Origin of the sequence: Terribacillus jepli (assembly GCF_047228925.1) — a bacterium.
Classification (GTDB): Bacteria; Bacillota; Bacilli; order Bacillales; family Amphibacillaceae; genus Terribacillus.
In genome coordinates, this window is sequence record NZ_JBFEGH010000018.1 from 13509 (window position 1) to 31721 (window position 18213).

Annotated in this window: 19 protein-coding genes and 1 other annotated feature; all 19 genes read left to right on the forward strand. The window is 46.2% G+C overall.

Annotated features, from left to right (window positions below):
* The first annotated feature begins 1 nt into the window (after position 1).
* Positions 2-406 carry a Mini-ribonuclease 3 gene (locus tag AB1K91_RS16795; RefSeq protein ID WP_413091522.1) on the forward strand — a complete coding sequence of 135 codons (405 nt, stop codon included), beginning with the start codon at positions 2-4 and terminating at the stop codon, positions 404-406.
* Positions 396-1139, forward strand: a complete 744-nt coding sequence (gene rlmB, locus AB1K91_RS16800) for a 23S rRNA (guanosine(2251)-2'-O)-methyltransferase RlmB (RefSeq protein WP_413091524.1) — start codon at positions 396-398, stop codon at positions 1137-1139. Before AB1K91_RS16795 ends, rlmB begins: the two co-directional genes overlap by 11 nt.
* A gap of 2 nt (positions 1140-1141) precedes the next feature.
* Positions 1142-1651 (forward strand): NYN domain-containing protein, encoded by a 510-nt coding sequence (locus tag AB1K91_RS16805; RefSeq protein WP_413091526.1) that lies wholly within the window; start codon positions 1142-1144, stop codon positions 1649-1651.
* 86 nt (positions 1652-1737) lie between these two features.
* The gene (gene sigH, locus AB1K91_RS16810) at positions 1738-2388 is read left to right on the forward strand and encodes an RNA polymerase sporulation sigma factor SigH (RefSeq protein ID WP_093728595.1); all 651 of its coding nucleotides are present in this window, start codon (positions 1738-1740) and stop codon (positions 2386-2388) included.
* Positions 2389-2458: 70 nt separating this feature from the next.
* Complete coding sequence (gene rpmG, locus AB1K91_RS16815) at positions 2459-2605, forward strand: 50S ribosomal protein L33 (RefSeq protein WP_093728594.1); 147 nt, start codon at positions 2459-2461, stop codon at positions 2603-2605.
* A gap of 38 nt (positions 2606-2643) precedes the next feature.
* A complete protein-coding gene (secE, locus tag AB1K91_RS16820; RefSeq protein ID WP_413091528.1) occupies positions 2644-2820 on the forward strand; it encodes a preprotein translocase subunit SecE in 177 nt (58 codons plus the stop codon).
* Positions 2821-2970: 150 nt separating this feature from the next.
* Complete coding sequence (gene nusG / locus AB1K91_RS16825; RefSeq protein ID WP_093728592.1) at positions 2971-3504, forward strand: transcription termination/antitermination protein NusG; 534 nt, start codon at positions 2971-2973, stop codon at positions 3502-3504.
* A gap of 167 nt (positions 3505-3671) precedes the next feature.
* Positions 3672-4097, forward strand: coding sequence for a 50S ribosomal protein L11 (gene rplK / locus AB1K91_RS16830; protein ID WP_139180901.1), 426 nt, complete (start codon positions 3672-3674; stop codon positions 4095-4097).
* A 162-nt stretch (positions 4098-4259) separates the two neighbouring features.
* Complete coding sequence (gene rplA / locus AB1K91_RS16835; RefSeq protein ID WP_413091529.1) at positions 4260-4952, forward strand: 50S ribosomal protein L1; 693 nt, start codon at positions 4260-4262, stop codon at positions 4950-4952.
* Between the two features lie 49 nt (positions 4953-5001).
* Positions 5002-5145, forward strand: a sequence feature (ribosomal protein L10 leader region).
* Positions 5146-5186: 41 nt separating this feature from the next.
* Positions 5187-5687, forward strand: coding sequence for a 50S ribosomal protein L10 (gene rplJ, locus AB1K91_RS16840; protein WP_093728589.1), 501 nt, complete (start codon positions 5187-5189; stop codon positions 5685-5687).
* 52 nt (positions 5688-5739) lie between these two features.
* Positions 5740-6102: a 50S ribosomal protein L7/L12 gene (gene rplL / locus AB1K91_RS16845; protein ID WP_095216548.1), complete on the forward strand. Its 363-nt coding sequence runs from the start codon at positions 5740-5742 to the stop codon at positions 6100-6102.
* A 91-nt stretch (positions 6103-6193) separates the two neighbouring features.
* On the forward strand, positions 6194-6796 hold the full coding sequence (locus tag AB1K91_RS16850) for a class I SAM-dependent methyltransferase (protein ID WP_413091532.1): 603 nt from the start codon (positions 6194-6196) through the stop codon (positions 6794-6796).
* Positions 6797-7228: 432 nt separating this feature from the next.
* Positions 7229-7360 carry a hypothetical protein gene (locus AB1K91_RS16855; protein ID WP_413091534.1) on the forward strand — a complete coding sequence of 44 codons (132 nt, stop codon included), beginning with the start codon at positions 7229-7231 and terminating at the stop codon, positions 7358-7360.
* 66 nt (positions 7361-7426) lie between these two features.
* Entirely contained in the window at positions 7427-10966 is a 3540-nt protein-coding gene (gene rpoB / locus AB1K91_RS16860; RefSeq protein WP_413091536.1) for a DNA-directed RNA polymerase subunit beta, read from the forward strand.
* 57 nt (positions 10967-11023) lie between these two features.
* The gene (gene rpoC / locus AB1K91_RS16865) at positions 11024-14635 is read left to right on the forward strand and encodes a DNA-directed RNA polymerase subunit beta' (protein ID WP_413091537.1); all 3612 of its coding nucleotides are present in this window, start codon (positions 11024-11026) and stop codon (positions 14633-14635) included.
* 142 nt (positions 14636-14777) lie between these two features.
* On the forward strand, positions 14778-15029 hold the full coding sequence (locus AB1K91_RS16870; RefSeq protein WP_093728584.1) for a 50S ribosomal protein L7ae-like protein: 252 nt from the start codon (positions 14778-14780) through the stop codon (positions 15027-15029).
* 108 nt (positions 15030-15137) lie between these two features.
* Positions 15138-15551 carry a 30S ribosomal protein S12 gene (rpsL, locus tag AB1K91_RS16875; RefSeq protein ID WP_038565163.1) on the forward strand — a complete coding sequence of 138 codons (414 nt, stop codon included), beginning with the start codon at positions 15138-15140 and terminating at the stop codon, positions 15549-15551.
* 41 nt (positions 15552-15592) lie between these two features.
* Positions 15593-16063, forward strand: a complete 471-nt coding sequence (rpsG, locus tag AB1K91_RS16880) for a 30S ribosomal protein S7 (RefSeq protein WP_093728583.1) — start codon at positions 15593-15595, stop codon at positions 16061-16063.
* Positions 16064-16102: 39 nt separating this feature from the next.
* Positions 16103-18181: an elongation factor G gene (gene fusA / locus AB1K91_RS16885; RefSeq protein ID WP_413091539.1), complete on the forward strand. Its 2079-nt coding sequence runs from the start codon at positions 16103-16105 to the stop codon at positions 18179-18181.
* The last annotated feature ends 32 nt before the right edge of the window (positions 18182-18213 follow it).

Here is an 18213-nt window from a genome sequence, read left to right on the forward strand (position 1 = left end):
CATGAACGTCAAACAAATGAAAAGTCTGGCACTCGCTTATATGGGGGACGCTGTTTATGAGATCTATGTCCGCCGGCATCTGTTGCAAAAAGGAGAGGTGAAACCGAACCAGCTGCATCAAGCGGCCGTCACCTTCGTTTCCGCCAAGTCGCAAGCGAAGGTGATTCGGGATTGGCTCGAACAGGACATGCTGTCGGAGGAAGAACAGGCGATCTTTCGGAGAGGGCGTAATGCCAAGTCCGGTACGGTGCCTAAAAATACGGATGTACAGACGTACAGATACAGCACAGGCTTTGAAGCGTTGATTGGGTATCACTATCTGCTGGAAAATACAGATCGGCTCGAGACCCTTATACAAGCAGCTATCACACACGTAGAAGAAAGGAGTCAGCAGCATGGCAGATGAATGGATAATCGGTAAGAATCCTGTCACGGAAGCATTGCGATCCGGCAGATCGATCAATAAAATCATGGTTTCGGAGCATTTGCAGCCAAAGACATGGCAGTCGATACAGGATCTTGCAAAAACGAACGGTACTATTGTGCAAAAAGTGCCGAAGCGTAAATTGGATCAATTGATCGAGGGGAATCATCAGGGGATTGTTGCTTCGGTTGCAGCTTATGAATACAGTACAGTGGATGATTTATTCCGTGCAGCAGAGGAACGGGGAGAAGAGCCATTCTTCATCATCTTGGATGAAATGGAGGATCCCCATAATCTCGGTTCGATCCTGAGGACAGCGGATGCAGTCGGAGCGCATGGCGTCATCATTCCGAAGCGTCGTTCTGTCAGTCTGACAGCTACTGTAGCGAAGACATCCGCTGGTGCGATCGAATATATTCCGGTGGCACGTGTAACGAATTTGGCTAAGACGATCGATCAGCTCAAGGAACGGAATGTATGGATTGCTGGGACAGCAGCGGAGGGTGCGATTGATTATCGCCGTCTCGATGCAGTCGGAGCAATCGCCCTTGTCATTGGAAATGAAGGAAAAGGTATCAGCCGGCTGGTGCGGGAGAAATGTGACTGGACAGTTTCACTGCCGATGCAAGGGAAGGTCACATCGCTCAATGCCAGTGTTGCGGCTAGTCTTCTCATGTATGAAGTAAACCGCCAGCGTCATCCGCTAGGGGAATAATCATGGTCATTTTGGTGGTCGATGGCTATAACGTCATCGGGGCATGGGAAGAACTTCATGCACTCCGCGATAAAGATTTTGAACAGTCCCGTCAGCTGCTGATCGAGAAGCTGGCCGAGTATCAGGCTTACACTGGTCATCGAGTCATCGTCGTATTCGATGCTTATCATGTGAGAGGCTTGGAGAAAAAATACGAAAACTTTAAGATTGAAGTTGTTTATACAAAAGAAAAAGAGACAGCAGATGACCGTATCGAAAAATTGATTAAAACGTTGAAAAATGTCAAGACCCAAGTCTATGTCGCAACGAGCGATTATGCAGAGCAGCGTACTATATTTGGGCAAGGAGCACTCCGTAAATCTTCCAGGGAACTATATCTGGAAATCAAGCAGATCGAACGGGAAATCGACCAGGAAATCAGAGAATACAATAGTCGACAATTTCAGCCAAAAATCCCTTTGAAACCCGAAGTTCGGGATACGCTCGAAGCATGGCGCAGAAGGAAGAAATAACCAAAGTAGTATATTGACGGTTATTTGGGGCGCCTGTATAATGACCGTATAAATTCGCGGTATACATGGTCAGGGGGAATCCTTAAGTGACAATTGTCAAACAGCGGACAGAAGACCAGGATTACGCAGTGATGGAAGATAGTGTTCTTGTAGATTTAGTTAAAGCAGGTCATGTTGATGCCCTAGATTTTCTGATTAACAAGTATCGAAATTTTGTCAGAGCGAAAGCTCGTACGTATTTTCTGATCGGAGCCGACCGGGAAGACATTGTCCAGGAAGGGATGATCGGCCTTTATAAGGCCATCCGTGACTTTAATGGAGAGAAACTTGCTTCATTCAAGGCATTCGCCGAACTTTGTGTGACGAGACAAATCATCACAGCAATCAAGACGGCGACCAGACAGAAGCATATACCACTCAACTCTTATGTATCGTTGGACAAGCCGATTTATGACGAGGAATCGGACAGGACGCTGCTTGACATCATCGTCAGCTCCAAAGCCGGGGATCCGCAAGATGTCCTGATCAACCAAGAGCGATTCCTCGATATGGAGGAGAAGATGGCCCAACTCCTCAGCGAACTTGAAAGACAGGTGCTTGCGCTTTATTTGGATGGCAGATCTTATCAAGAGATTTCCGAGGAATTGAAACGGCATGTCAAGTCGATTGACAATGCCCTGCAGCGGGTGAAACGAAAGCTGGAACGCTACCTTGAAATCAGCGAAGTGACATTATAGCTCCGTTGACAAGCGATTTCATGCGTGCTAGAGTAAAATTGTGTCAAAATACCCGAGAGGGTGAATATTTTTGCGTAAAACCGTTACATTAGCGTGCTCGGAATGCTTGAGCCGCAACTATTCCACCGCAAAAAGTGGAAATCAATCACAGCGCTTAGAGACTAGGAAATTCTGCAAACGATGCGACAAGCATACGGTCCATCGGGAGACAAAATAGACAACAATGCCTGTCGGCGAGAGTTTGGGGGTAGTACCGTGAATCCTGTTACGTTTTTGAAAAATGTATCAAAAGAGATGAAGAAGGTCAGCTGGCCAACTGGCAAAGAGCTGTATCGCTACACGATCGTGACAGTTTTAACAGTCGTGTTTGCGGCTGTGTTCTTCGGCTTGGTTGATTTTGGGATCTCTGAGATTTTAAATTTATTCTTTTGAATAATACTCACTGATATATGCTATAATGGTATTAAATATTGCTCGTAGAGAAAAACCCGTTGCGTACGGGTTTTTTAAATTGGTCTTTTTTGCCCATTATCGGCAATAACTAAACAAAGGGAGGGAAGGACAAACGCTTGTCCTGACAGCATGGAAAAAAGATGGTATGTCGTACACACTTATTCTGGATATGAAAACAAAGTAAAAGCCAACCTGGAGAAAAGACTCGATTCCATGGGTATGGAAGATAAGATCTTCCGTGTCGTCGTCCCTGAAGATGAAGAGACAGAGATCAAGAACGGTAAACGTAAAACGGCGATGAAGAAAGTCTTCCCTGGTTACGTATTGACGGAAATGATCATGACGGATGATTCCTGGTATGTCGTACGGAACACACCGGGTGTCACAGGTTTCGTCGGATCGACTGGTTCGGGTTCCAAGCCGACACCGCTTTTGGATGAGGAAGTGGAAGTCATCCTAAAACGGATGGGCATGGACGAGACATTGACAGAGTTCGATTTCGAAGAAAAGGAAAGTGTTCGTGTCACTGATGGACCATTCACGGACTTCACAGGAACCATCGAAAATATCGACATGGATAAACAGAAGGTCAAAGTCCACGTCAATATGTTCGGGCGTGAAACACCGGTAGAGCTTGATTTCTCCCAAATCGAGAAATTGTAATCCCGTAATCGGAATTTATTTGGAAGCCCCTTGCATTGTTTATGGATAAATGCTAGAATCTTAATGTTATTGACTATAGTGTTATGCTATCTATAGCTATACAGACATGTTGAGTGGGAGGGTGACAAGCCCTATTACCACATCACGGACTTAAGGAGGTGTGTCTCGTGGCTAAAAAAGTAATCAAAGTTGTAAAATTGCAGATTCCTGCAGCTAAAGCGAATCCAGCTCCACCGGTTGGACCGGCACTAGGTCAAGCAGGTGTGAACATCATGGGATTCTGTAAGGAATTTAACGCCCGCACGCAAGAACAGGCTGGCTTGATCATTCCAGTTGAAATCACGGTATTCGAAGACCGTTCATTTACATTCATCACCAAAACTCCGCCTGCTGCAGTCTTGCTTAAGAAAGCAGCTGGTATCGAATCAGCATCTGGTGAACCAAATCGTAACAAAGTCGCTACACTTAAACGCGATAAAGTTAAAGAGATTGCGGAAACTAAAATGCCTGATTTGAATGCTGCAAGTGTTGAAGCAGCAATGCGTATGGTTGAAGGTACTGCTCGCAGTATGGGAATCGTCATCGAAGACTAATTCCATTTCAATCAAGGAAACTGACGAGGTTGCGTGAATGGAGGATACCATTTCGCAGCCTTTTTAAAAGCCGGCATTTCCGGCAATTGCGGACTCTGTCCGTTCCGCTTTAACAAGTGGGAGGTCCTACCGTTAAAACCACAATCCGAGGAGGAAAAGGAAATGGCTGTAAAAAGCAAAAAGAAACAAGAAGCACTTAAGCTTGTTGATCGTACGCAATTGTACGAAGTGAAAGAAGCTGTTGCCCTTGTCAAAAAGACTGCAACTGCTAAATTCGATGAAACTATCGAAGCTGCTTTCCGTTTGGGGGTAGACCCTAAGAAAGCTGACCAGCAAATCCGTGGCGCAATGGTATTGCCGCATGGTACTGGTAAATCCCAACGCGTATTGGTATTCGCTAAAGGCGATAAAGCAAAAGAAGCGGAAGCTGCTGGCGCTGACTTCGTAGGCGAACAAGATCTAATCGCGAAAATCAACGGCGGCTGGTTCGATTTCGACGTCATCGTTGCAACTCCGGACATGATGGCTGAAGTTGGTAAATTGGGCCGTGTGCTAGGACCAAAAGGTCTTATGCCTAACCCGAAAACCGGCACTGTTACATTCGACGTGGAAAAAGCTATCCAGGAAATCAAAGCTGGTAAAGTGGAATACCGCGTTGACAAACAAGCTAACATCCATGTACCAATCGGTAAAGCTTCCTTCTCCGAAGAGAAATTGGAAGAAAACCTTGTTGCATTGATCGAGCAGCTTATTAAAGTTAAACCGCAAGCTTCCAAAGGTCTTTACATGAAGAACGTAGCTGTTGCTTCTACTATGGGTCCTGGAATCAAAGTTGACGTAGCTCCTTTCCGTTAATTGTCTGTTGACATCTAATTGGAAACACTATATAATCAACTGTGGTTAAAACCTAATAAACGTTATACCTAAGACAGCAGGTGCCCTGGGGCTTAATTTCCTGCCGAGGTGTGTGAGATAAAACAGGCAGTCTGTTCCGACTGTTCCTTATGATCATGCCTCCATGTCGAATGGAGGCATTTTTCATGTCAACTCCAGGTATAATGGTGAACAAGCTAACAGGAGGTGGAACATATGTCCAAGATCATCGAACAAAAGAAACAGGTTGTAAATGAAATCGCTGAGAAATTCCAAGCGAGCCAATCTACAATCGTAGTAGACTACCGCGGTCTTACTGTTTCTGAGGTGACTGAACTTCGCAAACAGCTTCGTGAAGCTGGTGTGGATTTCAAAGTCTACAAAAACACGTTGACTCGCCGTGCTACGGAAGTAGCTGGTTTGACTGAACTAGACGAGAACTTGACAGGCCCAACTGCTATCGCCTTCAGTAATGAAGACGTAATTGCTCCTGCTAAGATCTTGAACGAGTTCGCTAAAAAGAACGAAGCGCTTGAAATCAAAGCTGGTGTCATCCAAGGCAATGTAGCTTCTGTAGAACAAGTTAAAGAACTTGCAGATCTACCGAACTACGAAGGTTTGCTTTCTATGTTGCTTAGCGTGCTACAAGCACCGGTTCGCAACTTCGCTTATGCAGCGAAAGCAATCGCAGAACAAAAAGAAGAGCAAGGCGCTTAAGGCTGCCTGAGACTTCCAAACAAAATAAAACATTTTCCAAGGAGGAAATATCATGTCTAAAGAGACAATCATTGAAGAGATTAAAGGTATGTCCGTTCTAGAATTGAACGATCTTGTTAAAGCTATCGAAGAAGAATTCGGCGTTACTGCTGCAGCTCCTGTAGCTGTTGCTGGTGGCGGTGCTGCTGAAGCTGCTGAAGAGAAAACTGAATTTGACGTTGTTCTTACAAGCGCTGGCGCTTCCAAAATCAAAGTTGTTAAAGCTGTACGCGAAGCAACTGGCCTAGGTCTTAAAGACGCTAAAGATCTTGTAGATAACGCTCCTGGCAACATCAAAGAAGGCGTATCTAAAGACGAAGCTGAAGAACTTAAAGCTAAACTTGAAGAAGCTGGAGCTTCTGTAGAAGTTAAGTAATAACACGAAAGCTCGCCCTCGGGCGAGCTTTCCTTTTATCTATCTCTCCATGGCAATCGTGAATGGATCCTGAAAAAGAAGGTGACCAATTATGTCGGATCATTATTATACCAATCAGCCGCAATCCAAAAGTGCTCCTGCTACATGGCGCTTCACATTGAAAGGCAATGAACTTGTATTCACTTCGGATAGCGGAGTATTTTCCAAAAAGGAAGTGGATTTCGGGTCCAGGGTTTTGATTGATGTCTTCACGGAGCCGGAAATAGAAGGGGATATACTGGATCTTGGCTGTGGATATGGACCGATCGGCATTTCATTTGCAAAAGCTTTCGCAGATCGTTCTATTGTGATGAGTGATGTCAATGAACGTGCAGTATCACTTGCAAAACAGAATGCTGAAGCGAATGGGGCGAGTAATACACAATTTTATGTGAGTGATCGCTTGACCGCTTTTTCGGACCGGAAATTCGCGGCAATTGCTACCAACCCTCCAATCCGGGCAGGCAAGAAGGTTGTACATCAGTTGTTTGAAGAGAGCTACCAGGCATTGCTCCCTCAAGGTGAGCTCTGGGTTGTCATTCAAAAGAAACAAGGTGCCCCATCTGCTCAGGAAAAATTGAATCAGCTGTTCGGTTCATGCGAAATTGTGAAGAAGGATAAAGGCTATTATATTCTATTAGCCAAAAAAGATTGACTCGCATAAAAGCTTGTGGTAGTATTGTAAAATGCCAATAGATAACGATACTCGGAGAGGATTATAATTTTCTTTGGGGATCGTGTTTAAACTGTCGGCCGAATGGCAAGACTGCTATCAATATTGTATTTTTGCCTTTGTCGATTTTATCTAAATATGTATGATCAGGGTTATGTCGCCATTTCGGAGGAGCTAGCAAGCTGAATTTTTAACGGTTTTTATGAAAAAACCTTTTTCGCTTTTAGCTTGAAGGCGGCGCAGGAAGGACAGTCGGAGTGTTTCGCTGTTGGAACTATACCACTTTCTGATGTTTGTTAAACAGGAAGGATAAGCCCGTCTCATTACAACATTCACATCACATTCGTATTTATGCGAATGCTTTTCTATGTAAACGGAAGATGTGAACAATGCAAATATTGTGGCGATTCATTTATGTTAGCTACAATATATAATTTATTGCTTGGAAAGTCAATCGGCATTCCAGCAATTCAGGCAGACCTTTATCCGAAGAAGGTTGGCCGCACAGGAAGTAGACAGCAAGTGAAACTTGCTGCAGGATGTTGATTTACTGCGGTCTCTAAGATTGCAGCTTGAATACATTACTAATGTTTGATTTGAGGGGTGAAGCTGTTGACAGGTCAAGTAGTTCAGTATGGACGACACCGCCAGCGCAGAAGCTATGCACGTATTAGTGAAGTGCTAGAGTTACCGAATCTTATCGAGATTCAAACCGCTTCTTATGAATGGTTCTTAGAAGAAGGATTACGAGAGATGTTCCAGGATATTTCCCCGATCGAGGATTTCGCGGGTAATTTATCGCTGGAATTTGTCGACTATAGCCTTGGCGAACCGAAATATCCAGTAGATGAAGCAAAAGAAAGAGACGTTACTTATAACGCTCCGCTTCGTGTGAAAGTCCGCTTGTTGAACAATGAAACAGGCGAAGTAAAAGAACAGGAAGTATTCATGGGCGACTTCCCATTGATGACAGATACAGGTACGTTCATCATCAACGGTGCTGAACGCGTAATCGTATCACAGCTTGTTCGCTCCCCTAGTGTTTATTTCAGTGAGAAATTCGACAAAAACGGGAAACGCGGCCATACAGCGACTGTAATTCCTAACCGTGGTGCATGGCTTGAATTCGAGACGGATGCAAAGGATGTAGTCCATGTCCGTATCGACCGTACGCGTAAGCTTCCTATCACTGTCCTGCTTCGCGCGCTTGGATTCGGAAGCGATCAGGAAATCATCGATCTCATAGGTGAGAATGAGTACCTTCGCAACACATTGGAGAAAGACAACACGGAAACTACCGAAAAAGCATTGCTTGAAATCTATGAGCGTCTTCGTCCGGGAGAGCCGCCTACTGTAGACAACGCGAAAAGCTTGCTTGTTTCCCGCTTCTTCGATCCAAAGCGTTACGACCTTGCACATGTAGGCCGTTATAAAATGAATAAAAAGCTTCATATCAAAAACCGTCTATTCAATCAGACATTGGCTCAGCCTATCGTTGATGAAGAGACTGGCGAAGTGCTGGCACAAAAAGGCGACAAACTGGATCGACGTCTGCTTGATAAGATCCTTCCTCATCTTGACGGTACGAATGGCAAGTTCGGTGAGAACATCCTAGAACCGCATGATGGTGTAGTGGAAGATCAAATCATGGTTCAGACAATCAAAATCGTCGACCCAACAGATCCGGAAGGCGAACGTACATTGAACGTCACTGGTAACGCTACAGTTGACGACAGCGTGAAGAACCTCGACCCTGCCGATATCGTGGCAGCAGTCAGCTACTTCTTCAACCTACTGTATGAAGTTGGCGACACAGATGACATCGATCACCTTGGTAACAGAAGATTGCGTTCTGTCGGTGAATTGCTTCAGAACCAATTCCGTATCGGACTATCCCGTATGGAGCGTGTGGTGCGCGAGCGTATGTCCATTCAGGATACATCCGCCATCACGCCGCAGCAGCTGATCAATATCCGTCCGGTGATTGCATCCATCAAAGAATTCTTTGGAAGCTCCCAGCTTTCCCAGTTCATGGACCAGACTAACCCGCTTGGCGAATTGACGCATAAACGCCGTCTTTCTGCTTTGGGACCTGGTGGTTTGACTCGGGAACGTGCAGGCTTTGAAGTCCGTGACGTACACTATTCCCACTACGGCAGAATGTGTCCGATTGAAACGCCTGAGGGTCCGAACATCGGTTTGATCAACTCTCTTTCCACTTATGCGAAAGTGAATAAATTCGGTTTCATCGAGACACCTTACCGCCGCGTCGATCCGGAAACGAACCGTGTAACGGAACAAATTGATTACCTGACTGCCGATGAGCAGGACAACTACGTTATCGCACAGGCGAACTCTCCATTGACGGAAGATGGCGGCTTCGAAAACGAAGAAGTCGTTGCCCGTTTCCGTGAAGAGAATACAATTGTTGCTCGTGAGCGTATCGATTACATGGACGTATCGCCGAAACAGGTTGTTTCCGCCGCGACAGCGTGTATCCCGTTCTTGGAAAACGATGACTCCAACCGTGCATTGATGGGTGCGAACATGCAGCGACAAGCAGTGCCGTTGATGCAGCCGGAAGCACCGATCGTAGGTACAGGTATGGAATATGTATCCGGTAAAGACTCCGGTGCAGCGGTCATCTGTAAAGCAGAAGGTGTCGTAGAGCGCGTTGAAGCGAAAGAAATCATTGTACGCCGTATAACGGAAGTTGGCGGCAGTGAAGTCAAAGGCGATACAGATCGCTATCGTCTGCAAAAATTCAATCGTTCCAACCAAGGAACTTGCTATAACCAACGTCCGATCGTCAGCGTCGGCGACCGCGTGACCAAAGGTGAAATCCTTGCCGATGGACCTTCCATGCAGGACGGAGAACTTGCACTTGGACGCAACGTACTTGTTGCCTTCATGACGTGGGAAGGTTACAACTACGAGGATGCCATCATCATGAGCGAACGCCTTGTGAAAGATGATGTGTACACATCCATCCACATCGAGGAATACGAATCAGAAGCACGTGATACGAAGCTTGGACCAGAAGAAATCACCCGCGACATCCCGAACGTAGGGGAAGATGCATTGAAGAACCTTGATGAACGCGGAATCATCCGTGTAGGTGCCGAGGTTTCCGATGGTGATCTGTTAGTTGGTAAAGTAACGCCTAAAGGTGTAACGGAACTATCTGCAGAAGAACGTCTATTGCATGCAATCTTCGGCGAGAAGGCTCGCGAAGTCCGTGATACATCCCTTCGTGTACCACACGGGGCCGGCGGTATCGTATTGGATGTCAAGATCTTCAACCGTGAAGATGGCGATGAATTACCTCCAGGTGTAAACCAGCTTGTACGTGTTTACATCGTTCAGAAACGTAAGATTTCTGAAGGGGATAAAATGGCCGGACGACACGGTAACAAAGGGGTTATCTCCAAAATTCTTCCGGAAGAAGATATGCCGTTCATGCCGGACGGTACACCGGTCGATATCATGCTTAACCCACTAGGGGTACCATCCCGTATGAACATCGGACAGGTGTTTGAGCTTCACTTGGGTATGGCAGCTCGTGCGCTGGGTATCCACGTTGCAACACCAGTATTCGATGGTGCGCGTGAAGAAGATGTTTGGGAAACGCTCGAAGAAGCCGGTATGCCGCGTGATGCCAAAACGATCCTTTACGATGGAAGAACTGGTGAACCATTCGATAACCGTGTATCTGTCGGTGTATCGTACATGATCAAGCTTGCGCACATGGTTGATGACAAGCTGCATGCTCGTTCCACAGGTCCTTATTCACTAGTGACGCAGCAGCCTCTCGGTGGTAAAGCACAGTTCGGTGGACAGCGTTTCGGTGAGATGGAGGTATGGGCACTGGAAGCATATGGTGCGGCATATACCTTGCAAGAGATTCTTACTGTCAAATCCGATGACGTAGTCGGACGTGTGAAGACGTATGAATCGATTGTCAAAGGTGATAATGTACCGGAACCTGGTGTACCAGAATCGTTCAAAGTATTGATTAAAGAGCTTCAGAGTCTTGGTATGGATGTCAAGATCCTCAATGGTGATGAAGAAGAAGTAGAAATGCGAGAACTCGAAGATGAAGACGAGACGCAAGTACCTGACCGCATCAATCTTGATGTACAGGAAGGTTAAGGCGCCCAAGCATCGACTGCAGGGCAGTAACGGGATACTAAAAGGGAGGTAGGCCCCTTGATAGATGTAAATAATTTTGAGTTTATGAAAATAGGTTTGGCTTCACCTGATAAGATTCGTTCTTGGTCTTATGGAGAAGTTAAAAAGCCGGAAACGATCAACTACCGTACGTTGAAGCCTGAAAAAGACGGTTTGTTCTGTGAGCGCATCTTCGGTCCCCAAAAGGACTGGGAATGTCATTGCGGTAAATACAAACGCGTCCGTTATAAAGGCGTCGTATGTGATCGCTGCGGCGTGGAAGTTACGAAAGCCAAAGTGCGCCGTGAGCGTATGGGACACATCGAGCTAGCAGCTCCTGTGTCTCACATTTGGTACTTCAAAGGTATTCCGAGCCGTATGGGGCTTGTGCTGGATATGTCTCCACGTGCACTGGAAGAAGTTATTTATTTCGCAGCGTACATCGTGACAGACGCAGGTGATACCGCTCTTGAGAAGAAGCAACTTCTTTCCGAGAAAGAATACCGCCTCTATCGTGAGAAATACGGCAACACATTCCAAGCTCAAATGGGTGCAGAAGCGATCCGTAAGCTTCTTTCAGACATCGACTTGGAAAAAGAAGTGGAAACACTTCGCGAAGAATTGAAAACGGCACAAGGGCAGCGCAGAACACGTGCGATCAAGCGCTTGGAAGTGATGGAAGCATTCCGTCACTCCGGCAATGAACCTTCTTGGATGGTGTTGGATGTACTTCCAATCATCCCTCCTGAGCTTCGCCCGATGGTTCAGCTTGATGGTGGCCGATTTGCCACATCTGACTTGAACGACCTTTATCGCCGGGTAATCAACCGGAATAATCGTCTGAAACGTCTATTGGACCTTGGTGCGCCTAGCATCATCGTACAAAACGAAAAACGTATGCTGCAGGAAGCAGTTGACGCGTTGATCGATAACGGCCGCCGCGGCCGACCTGTCACAGGTCCTGGTAACCGTCCATTGAAATCTCTTTCCCATATGCTGAAAGGGAAACAAGGACGTTTCCGTCAGAACTTGCTTGGTAAACGGGTAGACTACTCCGGACGTTCCGTAATCGTCGTAGGTCCGCATCTGAAGATGTATCAGTGTGGTCTTCCGAAAGAAATGGCGCTTGAGCTGTTCAAACCATTCATCATGAAAGAATTGGTTGAAAAAGGACTTGCGCATAACATCAAATCCGCAAAACGGAAAATCGAGCGCCTGCATCCGGAAGTATGGGATGTACTCGAGGAAGTCATCCGCGAGCATCCAGTACTGCTTAACCGCGCACCTACGCTTCACCGCCTAGGTATCCAGGCATTCGAACCAACATTGGTGGAAGGCCGTGCGATCCGTCTTCACCCGCTTGTATGTACAGCTTATAACGCTGACTTCGATGGTGACCAGATGGCCGTTCACGTACCTCTATCTGCAGAAGCACAAGCAGAGGCTCGTATCCTTATGCTTGCTGCACAGAACATCTTGAACCCGAAAGACGGTAAACCAGTCGTAACACCGTCTCAGGATATGGTACTAGGTAACTACTACCTTACTCTTGAGCGTGAAGGTGCAATCGGCGAAGGTAAAGTCTTCAAAGATGTTAACGAAGCAATGCTTGCTTACCAGAACGGTTATGTACACTTGCACACACGTGTAGCAGTAGATGCCGGCTCTTTGAACAATGAAACGTTCACAGAAGAGCAAAACAACCAAATCCTGCTTACAACAGTAGGTAAACTTATCTTCAACACGATCTTGCCGAGCTCGTTCCCTTACATGAACGAACCGACTCGCGAGAACTTGGAAGAAAAAACACCTGTACACTACTTCGTTGAGAAGGGTGCGAATATCAAAGAGGAGATCGCAAAACGCGACATTATCTCCCCATTCAAAAAAGGTTTCCTAGGCGACATCATTGCAGAAGTGTTCAAACGCTTCAAGATCAGTGAAACGTCTAAAATGCTTGACCGCATGAAAGACCTTGGATTCAGTTATTCCACTAAAGCAGGTATTACGGTTGGTATCTCCGATATCGTCGTATTGAAAGAGAAAACGGAAATCCTAGATGAAGCACAATCCCGTGTGGATAAAGTGCTGAAACAGTTCCGCCGTGGTTTGATCACGGAAGAAGAGCGTTATGACCGCGTCATTTCCATCTGGTCCAAAGCGAAGGATGACATCCAGGAACGCCTGATGAAGTCCTTGAGCAACCGTAACCCTATCTTCATGATGAGTGATTCCGGTGCCCGCGGTAACGCATCCAACTTCACGCAGCTTGCTGGTATGCGTGGTTTGATGGCCAACCCGGCTGGTCGAATCATCGAGTTGCCGATCAAGTCCAGTTTCCGTGAGGGTCTGACAGTACTAGAGTACTTCATCTCTACGCACGGTGCGCGTAAAGGTCTAGCCGATACAGCACTGAAAACTGCCGATTCCGGTTACTTGACTCGTCGTCTTGTTGACGTAGCGCAGGATGTCATCATCCGTGAAGAAGATTGCGGAACTGACCGCAGCTTGAGAGTCCGTGCACTGACAGAAGGAACTGAAATGATCGAACCATTGTATGATCGCCTTGTCGGCCGTACTGCGTTCGAGAATGTCAAACATCCGGAAACAGGCGATGTGATCATCGAGAAGAACGAATTGATCGACGAAGATACAGCAAGACAAATTGTTGATGCAGGTATCGAAGAAGTTGCCATCCGTACAGTCTTCACATGTAACACGAAACACGGTGCATGTAAGAAATGTTACGGCCGCAACCTTGCAACTGGCAGCGACGTCGAAGTCGGCGAAGCAGTCGGTATCATCGCTGCACAATCCATCGGTGAGCCAGGAACACAGCTTACAATGCGTACATTCCACACAGGTGGGGTAGCCGGTGACGATATCACGCAAGGTTTGCCGCGTATCCAGGAATTGTTCGAGGCGCGTAACCCTAAAGGTCAGGCTGTCATCTCTGAGATCAAAGGTACAGTCATCGAGATCAATGAAGTGAAAGAAAAACAAGAGATCGTTATTCAAGGTACAGTTGAAACGAAGACATACACAGCTCCGTATGGTGCACGTCTGCGTGTGGCTGAAGGAGATGCAATCGAAGCTGGTCAGGAACTTACAGAGGGTTCTGTCGATCCGAAAGAATTGCTTCGCGTTCGCGGTGTGGCCGGCGTTCAGCAGTATCTATTGAAAGAAGTGCAGAAAGTATACCGTATGCAAGGGGTAGAAATCGGCGATAAACACGTAGAAGTAATGGTTCGCCAGATGCTTCGCAAAGTACGTGTCATCGATTCTGGTCAAACAGATGTATTGCCAGGATCACTTCTGGAAATCCACCAATTCAAAGAAGCAAACCGTGAAGTCTTGCGAGAAGGTTTCCAGCCAGCCAGCGGTAAACCAGTATTGCTTGGTATCACAAAAGCTTCTCTTGAAACGGATTCATTCTTGTCTGCTGCTTCCTTCCAGGAAACAACTCGTGTCCTTACTGATGCAGCCATCAAAGGTAAGCGCGATGAACTTCTCGGCTTGAAAGAGAATGTCATCATCGGTAAGCTCGTTCCTGCTGGTACTGGTATGCCGCAGTACCGCAAGATCAAAGCGAAATTGGATACACCTGAAGAAGTGACAGAAGAACAGGAAATCGAATCTGTAACACCGTAACGGTGCCCTAATAAACAAGGAAACAAATAAATTATCGGAAGCACTGTAAATCTCTCGTAAAGGTGATTGACATCAGCTTGCTTGAGTGATACTATATTCAAGGTGCTTCCGATTCTCCTTGTATACTTTGGAGGATATGCATATGTCTTATGAAAAAGTAGCACAAGCTAAAACGGGAATCGTTATCGGAACCAAGCAAACACTCAAGGCCATGAAGCAAGGCCAAGTGAAATCAGTTGTCATTGCAGATGACGCTGCCAAGCATATTACCAGCCAGGTGAGAAAGCTGGCAGAAGAATTAGGCATACTGGCGATCCAAGTCGATTCTATGAAACGACTAGGTGAAGCTTGTGGCATAGATGTAGGGACAGCTACTGTGGCAATCAAAAAATAGTTTTGGCGCAGCTGATGCTAGCTCAGCTCGTGAAAGCTTTGTTTTTTGCCCAAAAATGAACCACCTGGATGTGTGGTATTACAAAAAGCTTTGAAAGGAGGAAAAAACATGCCTACTATTAACCAATTAGTACGCAAAGGTCGCGTAAGCAAAACAAAGAAATCTGACTCTCCAGCTTTGAACAGAGGGTACAACAGCTTCAAGAAATCTTTGACTAACCAGTCTTCTCCACAAAAACGTGGTGTTTGTACTCGTGTTGGTACAATGACTCCGAAGAAACCGAACTCCGCATTGCGTAAATATGCACGTGTACGTTTGACAAACGGAATCGAGGTTACTGCCTACATTCCTGGTATCGGACACAACTTGCAAGAGCACAGTGTTGTTTTGATCCGCGGCGGACGTGTAAAAGACTTACCGGGTGTACGTTACCATATCGTACGTGGTGCGCTTGATACTTCAGGTGTTGACGGCCGCGCACAAGGTCGTTCCAAATATGGTACGAAACGCCCTAAAAAATAAGACTCAAATAAGCTAACCATCAAAGGAAAGGAGGAGAACATATGCCAAGAAAAGGTCCTGTAGCTAAACGTGATGTGTTGCCAGATCCGTTGTATAACTCTAAATTGGTAACTCGTTTGATCAACCAAATCATGGTTGACGGACAACGCGGTAAAGCTCAAAAGATTCTTTATGCAGCATTTGAACTAGTTAAAGAACGTAGTGGAAACGATCCAATGGAGGTTTTCGAACAGTCCATGAAGAACGTCATGCCTGTACTTGAAGTACGCGCACGCCGTGTGGGTGGTTCCAACTACCAAGTACCAGTTGAAGTACGTCCAGAGCGTCGTCAAGCACTAGGTCTTCGTTACATTGTGAACTACTCCCGTCTACGCGGCGAGAAAACAATGGAAGAGCGTCTTGCCAACGAAATTCTTGATGCTTCCAACAATACTGGTGCATCCGTTAAAAAACGTGAAGATATGCATAAAATGGCGGAAGCGAACAAAGCGTTTGCTCACTACCGCTGGTAAGATCTATCTTAAATTCACTCTAGGAAGGAGAAATACCGAATGGCTAGAGAGTTCTCCTTAGAAAATACGCGTAATATCGGTATCATGGCTCACATCGATGCTGGTAAAACAACTGCAACAGAGCGTATTCTATTCTATACAGGACGTATCCACAAAATCGGAGAAACTCATGAAGGTGCTTCTCAGATGGACTGGATGGAGCAGGAGCAGGAACGTGGTATCACAATCACATCCGCTGCAACAACTGCTCAATGGAAAGGTCACCGTATCAACATCATCGATACACCAGGACACGTAGACTTCACAGTCGAAGTAGAACGTTCCTTGCGTGTACTTGATGGTGCGGTAACTGTTCTTGATGCACAGTCCGGTGTTGAGCCGCAAACTGAAACGGTTTGGCGTCAGGCTACAACATACGGTGTACCTCGTATCGTATTCGTCAACAAAATGGATAAAACAGGTGCAGACTTCCTTTATTCCGTTAAGACGATGCACGAGCGCTTGGGCGCTAACGCGCACCCAGTGCAACTTCCAATTGGTGCGGAAGATGATTTCGAAGGAATCATCGACCTGATTACAATGGAAGCTCATTTCTATCTCGATGATCTTGGACAAAAATTCGAGACTCGTGATATCCCTGCTGACATGCAAGATCTTGTGGATGAATACCGCACGAATCTAATTGAAGCAGTAGCGGAACAAGATGAAGATCTTATGGAACGCTATCTTGAAGGAGAAGAGATCTCTAACGAAGAGCTTAAACAAGCTGTCCGTAAAGCGACTCTTTCCGTTGAATTCTACCCAGTATTCTGTGGATCAGCATTCAAAAACAAAGGTGTTCAGCTGCTAATCGACGGTGTTGTCGATTATCTTCCGGCACCAACTGACGTAGCGGCTATCGAAGGTATCGTTCCTGGTACTGAAGAGAAAATCGTACGTAAATCAAGCGACAGCGAGCCATTCAGTGCACTTGCCTTCAAAGTTGCAACTGACCCGTTCGTTGGTAAACTTACTTTCTTCCGTGTGTACTCTGGTACATTGGAAGCTGGTTCTTACGTGAAAAACTCCACGAAGGACAAGCGTGAGCGCGTAGGCCGTATCCTACAAATGCACGCTAACAGCCGGGAAGAGATTTCCAAAGTTTACGCTGGTGATATCGCCGGGGCTGTTGGTTTGAAAGATACTACGACTGGTGATACTCTATGTGATGAAAAATCACTTGTTATCCTTGAGTCCATGGTATTCCCAGAGCCAGTTATCTCTGTTGCGATCGAACCAAAAACAAAAGCGGACCAAGATAAGATGTCCGTTGCCCTTGGTAAACTTGCTGAGGAAGATCCTACATTCAAAACTGAAACAAACCCGGAAACTGGTCAGACTATCATCTCCGGTATGGGTGAGCTTCACTTGGATATCATCGTCGACCGTATGCGTCGTGAATTCAAAGTTGAAGCAAACGTAGGTGCTCCACAGGTTGCTTACCGTGAAACATTCCGTGCATCTGCTGAAGTCGAAGGTAAATTCGTACGTCAGTCCGGTGGTCGCGGTCAGTTCGGACACGTTTGGATCAAATTCGAGCCAAACGAAGAAGGCGCTGGTTTCGAGTTCGAAAACAAAATCGTTGGTGGTGTAGTTCCACGTGAATACATCCCATCTGTTGAAGCTGGTATCAAAGAAGCGATGGAAAACGGTGTATTGGCTGGTTATCCGCTAATCGACGTTAAAGCATCTCTATTTGATGGAAGCTATCACGATGTCGATTCCAACGAGATGGCCTTTAAAGTTGCAGCTTCCATGGCGCTTAAAAACGCTAAGAACAAATGTAACCCAGTCATCTTGGAACCACTTGTAAAAGTGGAAGTTGTCATCCCTGAAGAATACATGGGAGACATCATGGGAGACATCACTTCCCGTCGCGGACGTGTAGAAGGTATGGATACACGCGGACCTTCCCAGGTTGTAAATGCATTCGTGCCGCTTGCTGAAATGTTCGGTTACGCAACAGCGTTGCGTTCCAACACACAAGGTCGCGGAACTTACACAATGACATTCGACCACTATGAAGAAGTGCCGAAAAGCGTTGGAGAAGAAATTATCAAGAAAAACGCTGGTCAATAATTGATTTTTTGCCAGTAATCAAGTATAACTTG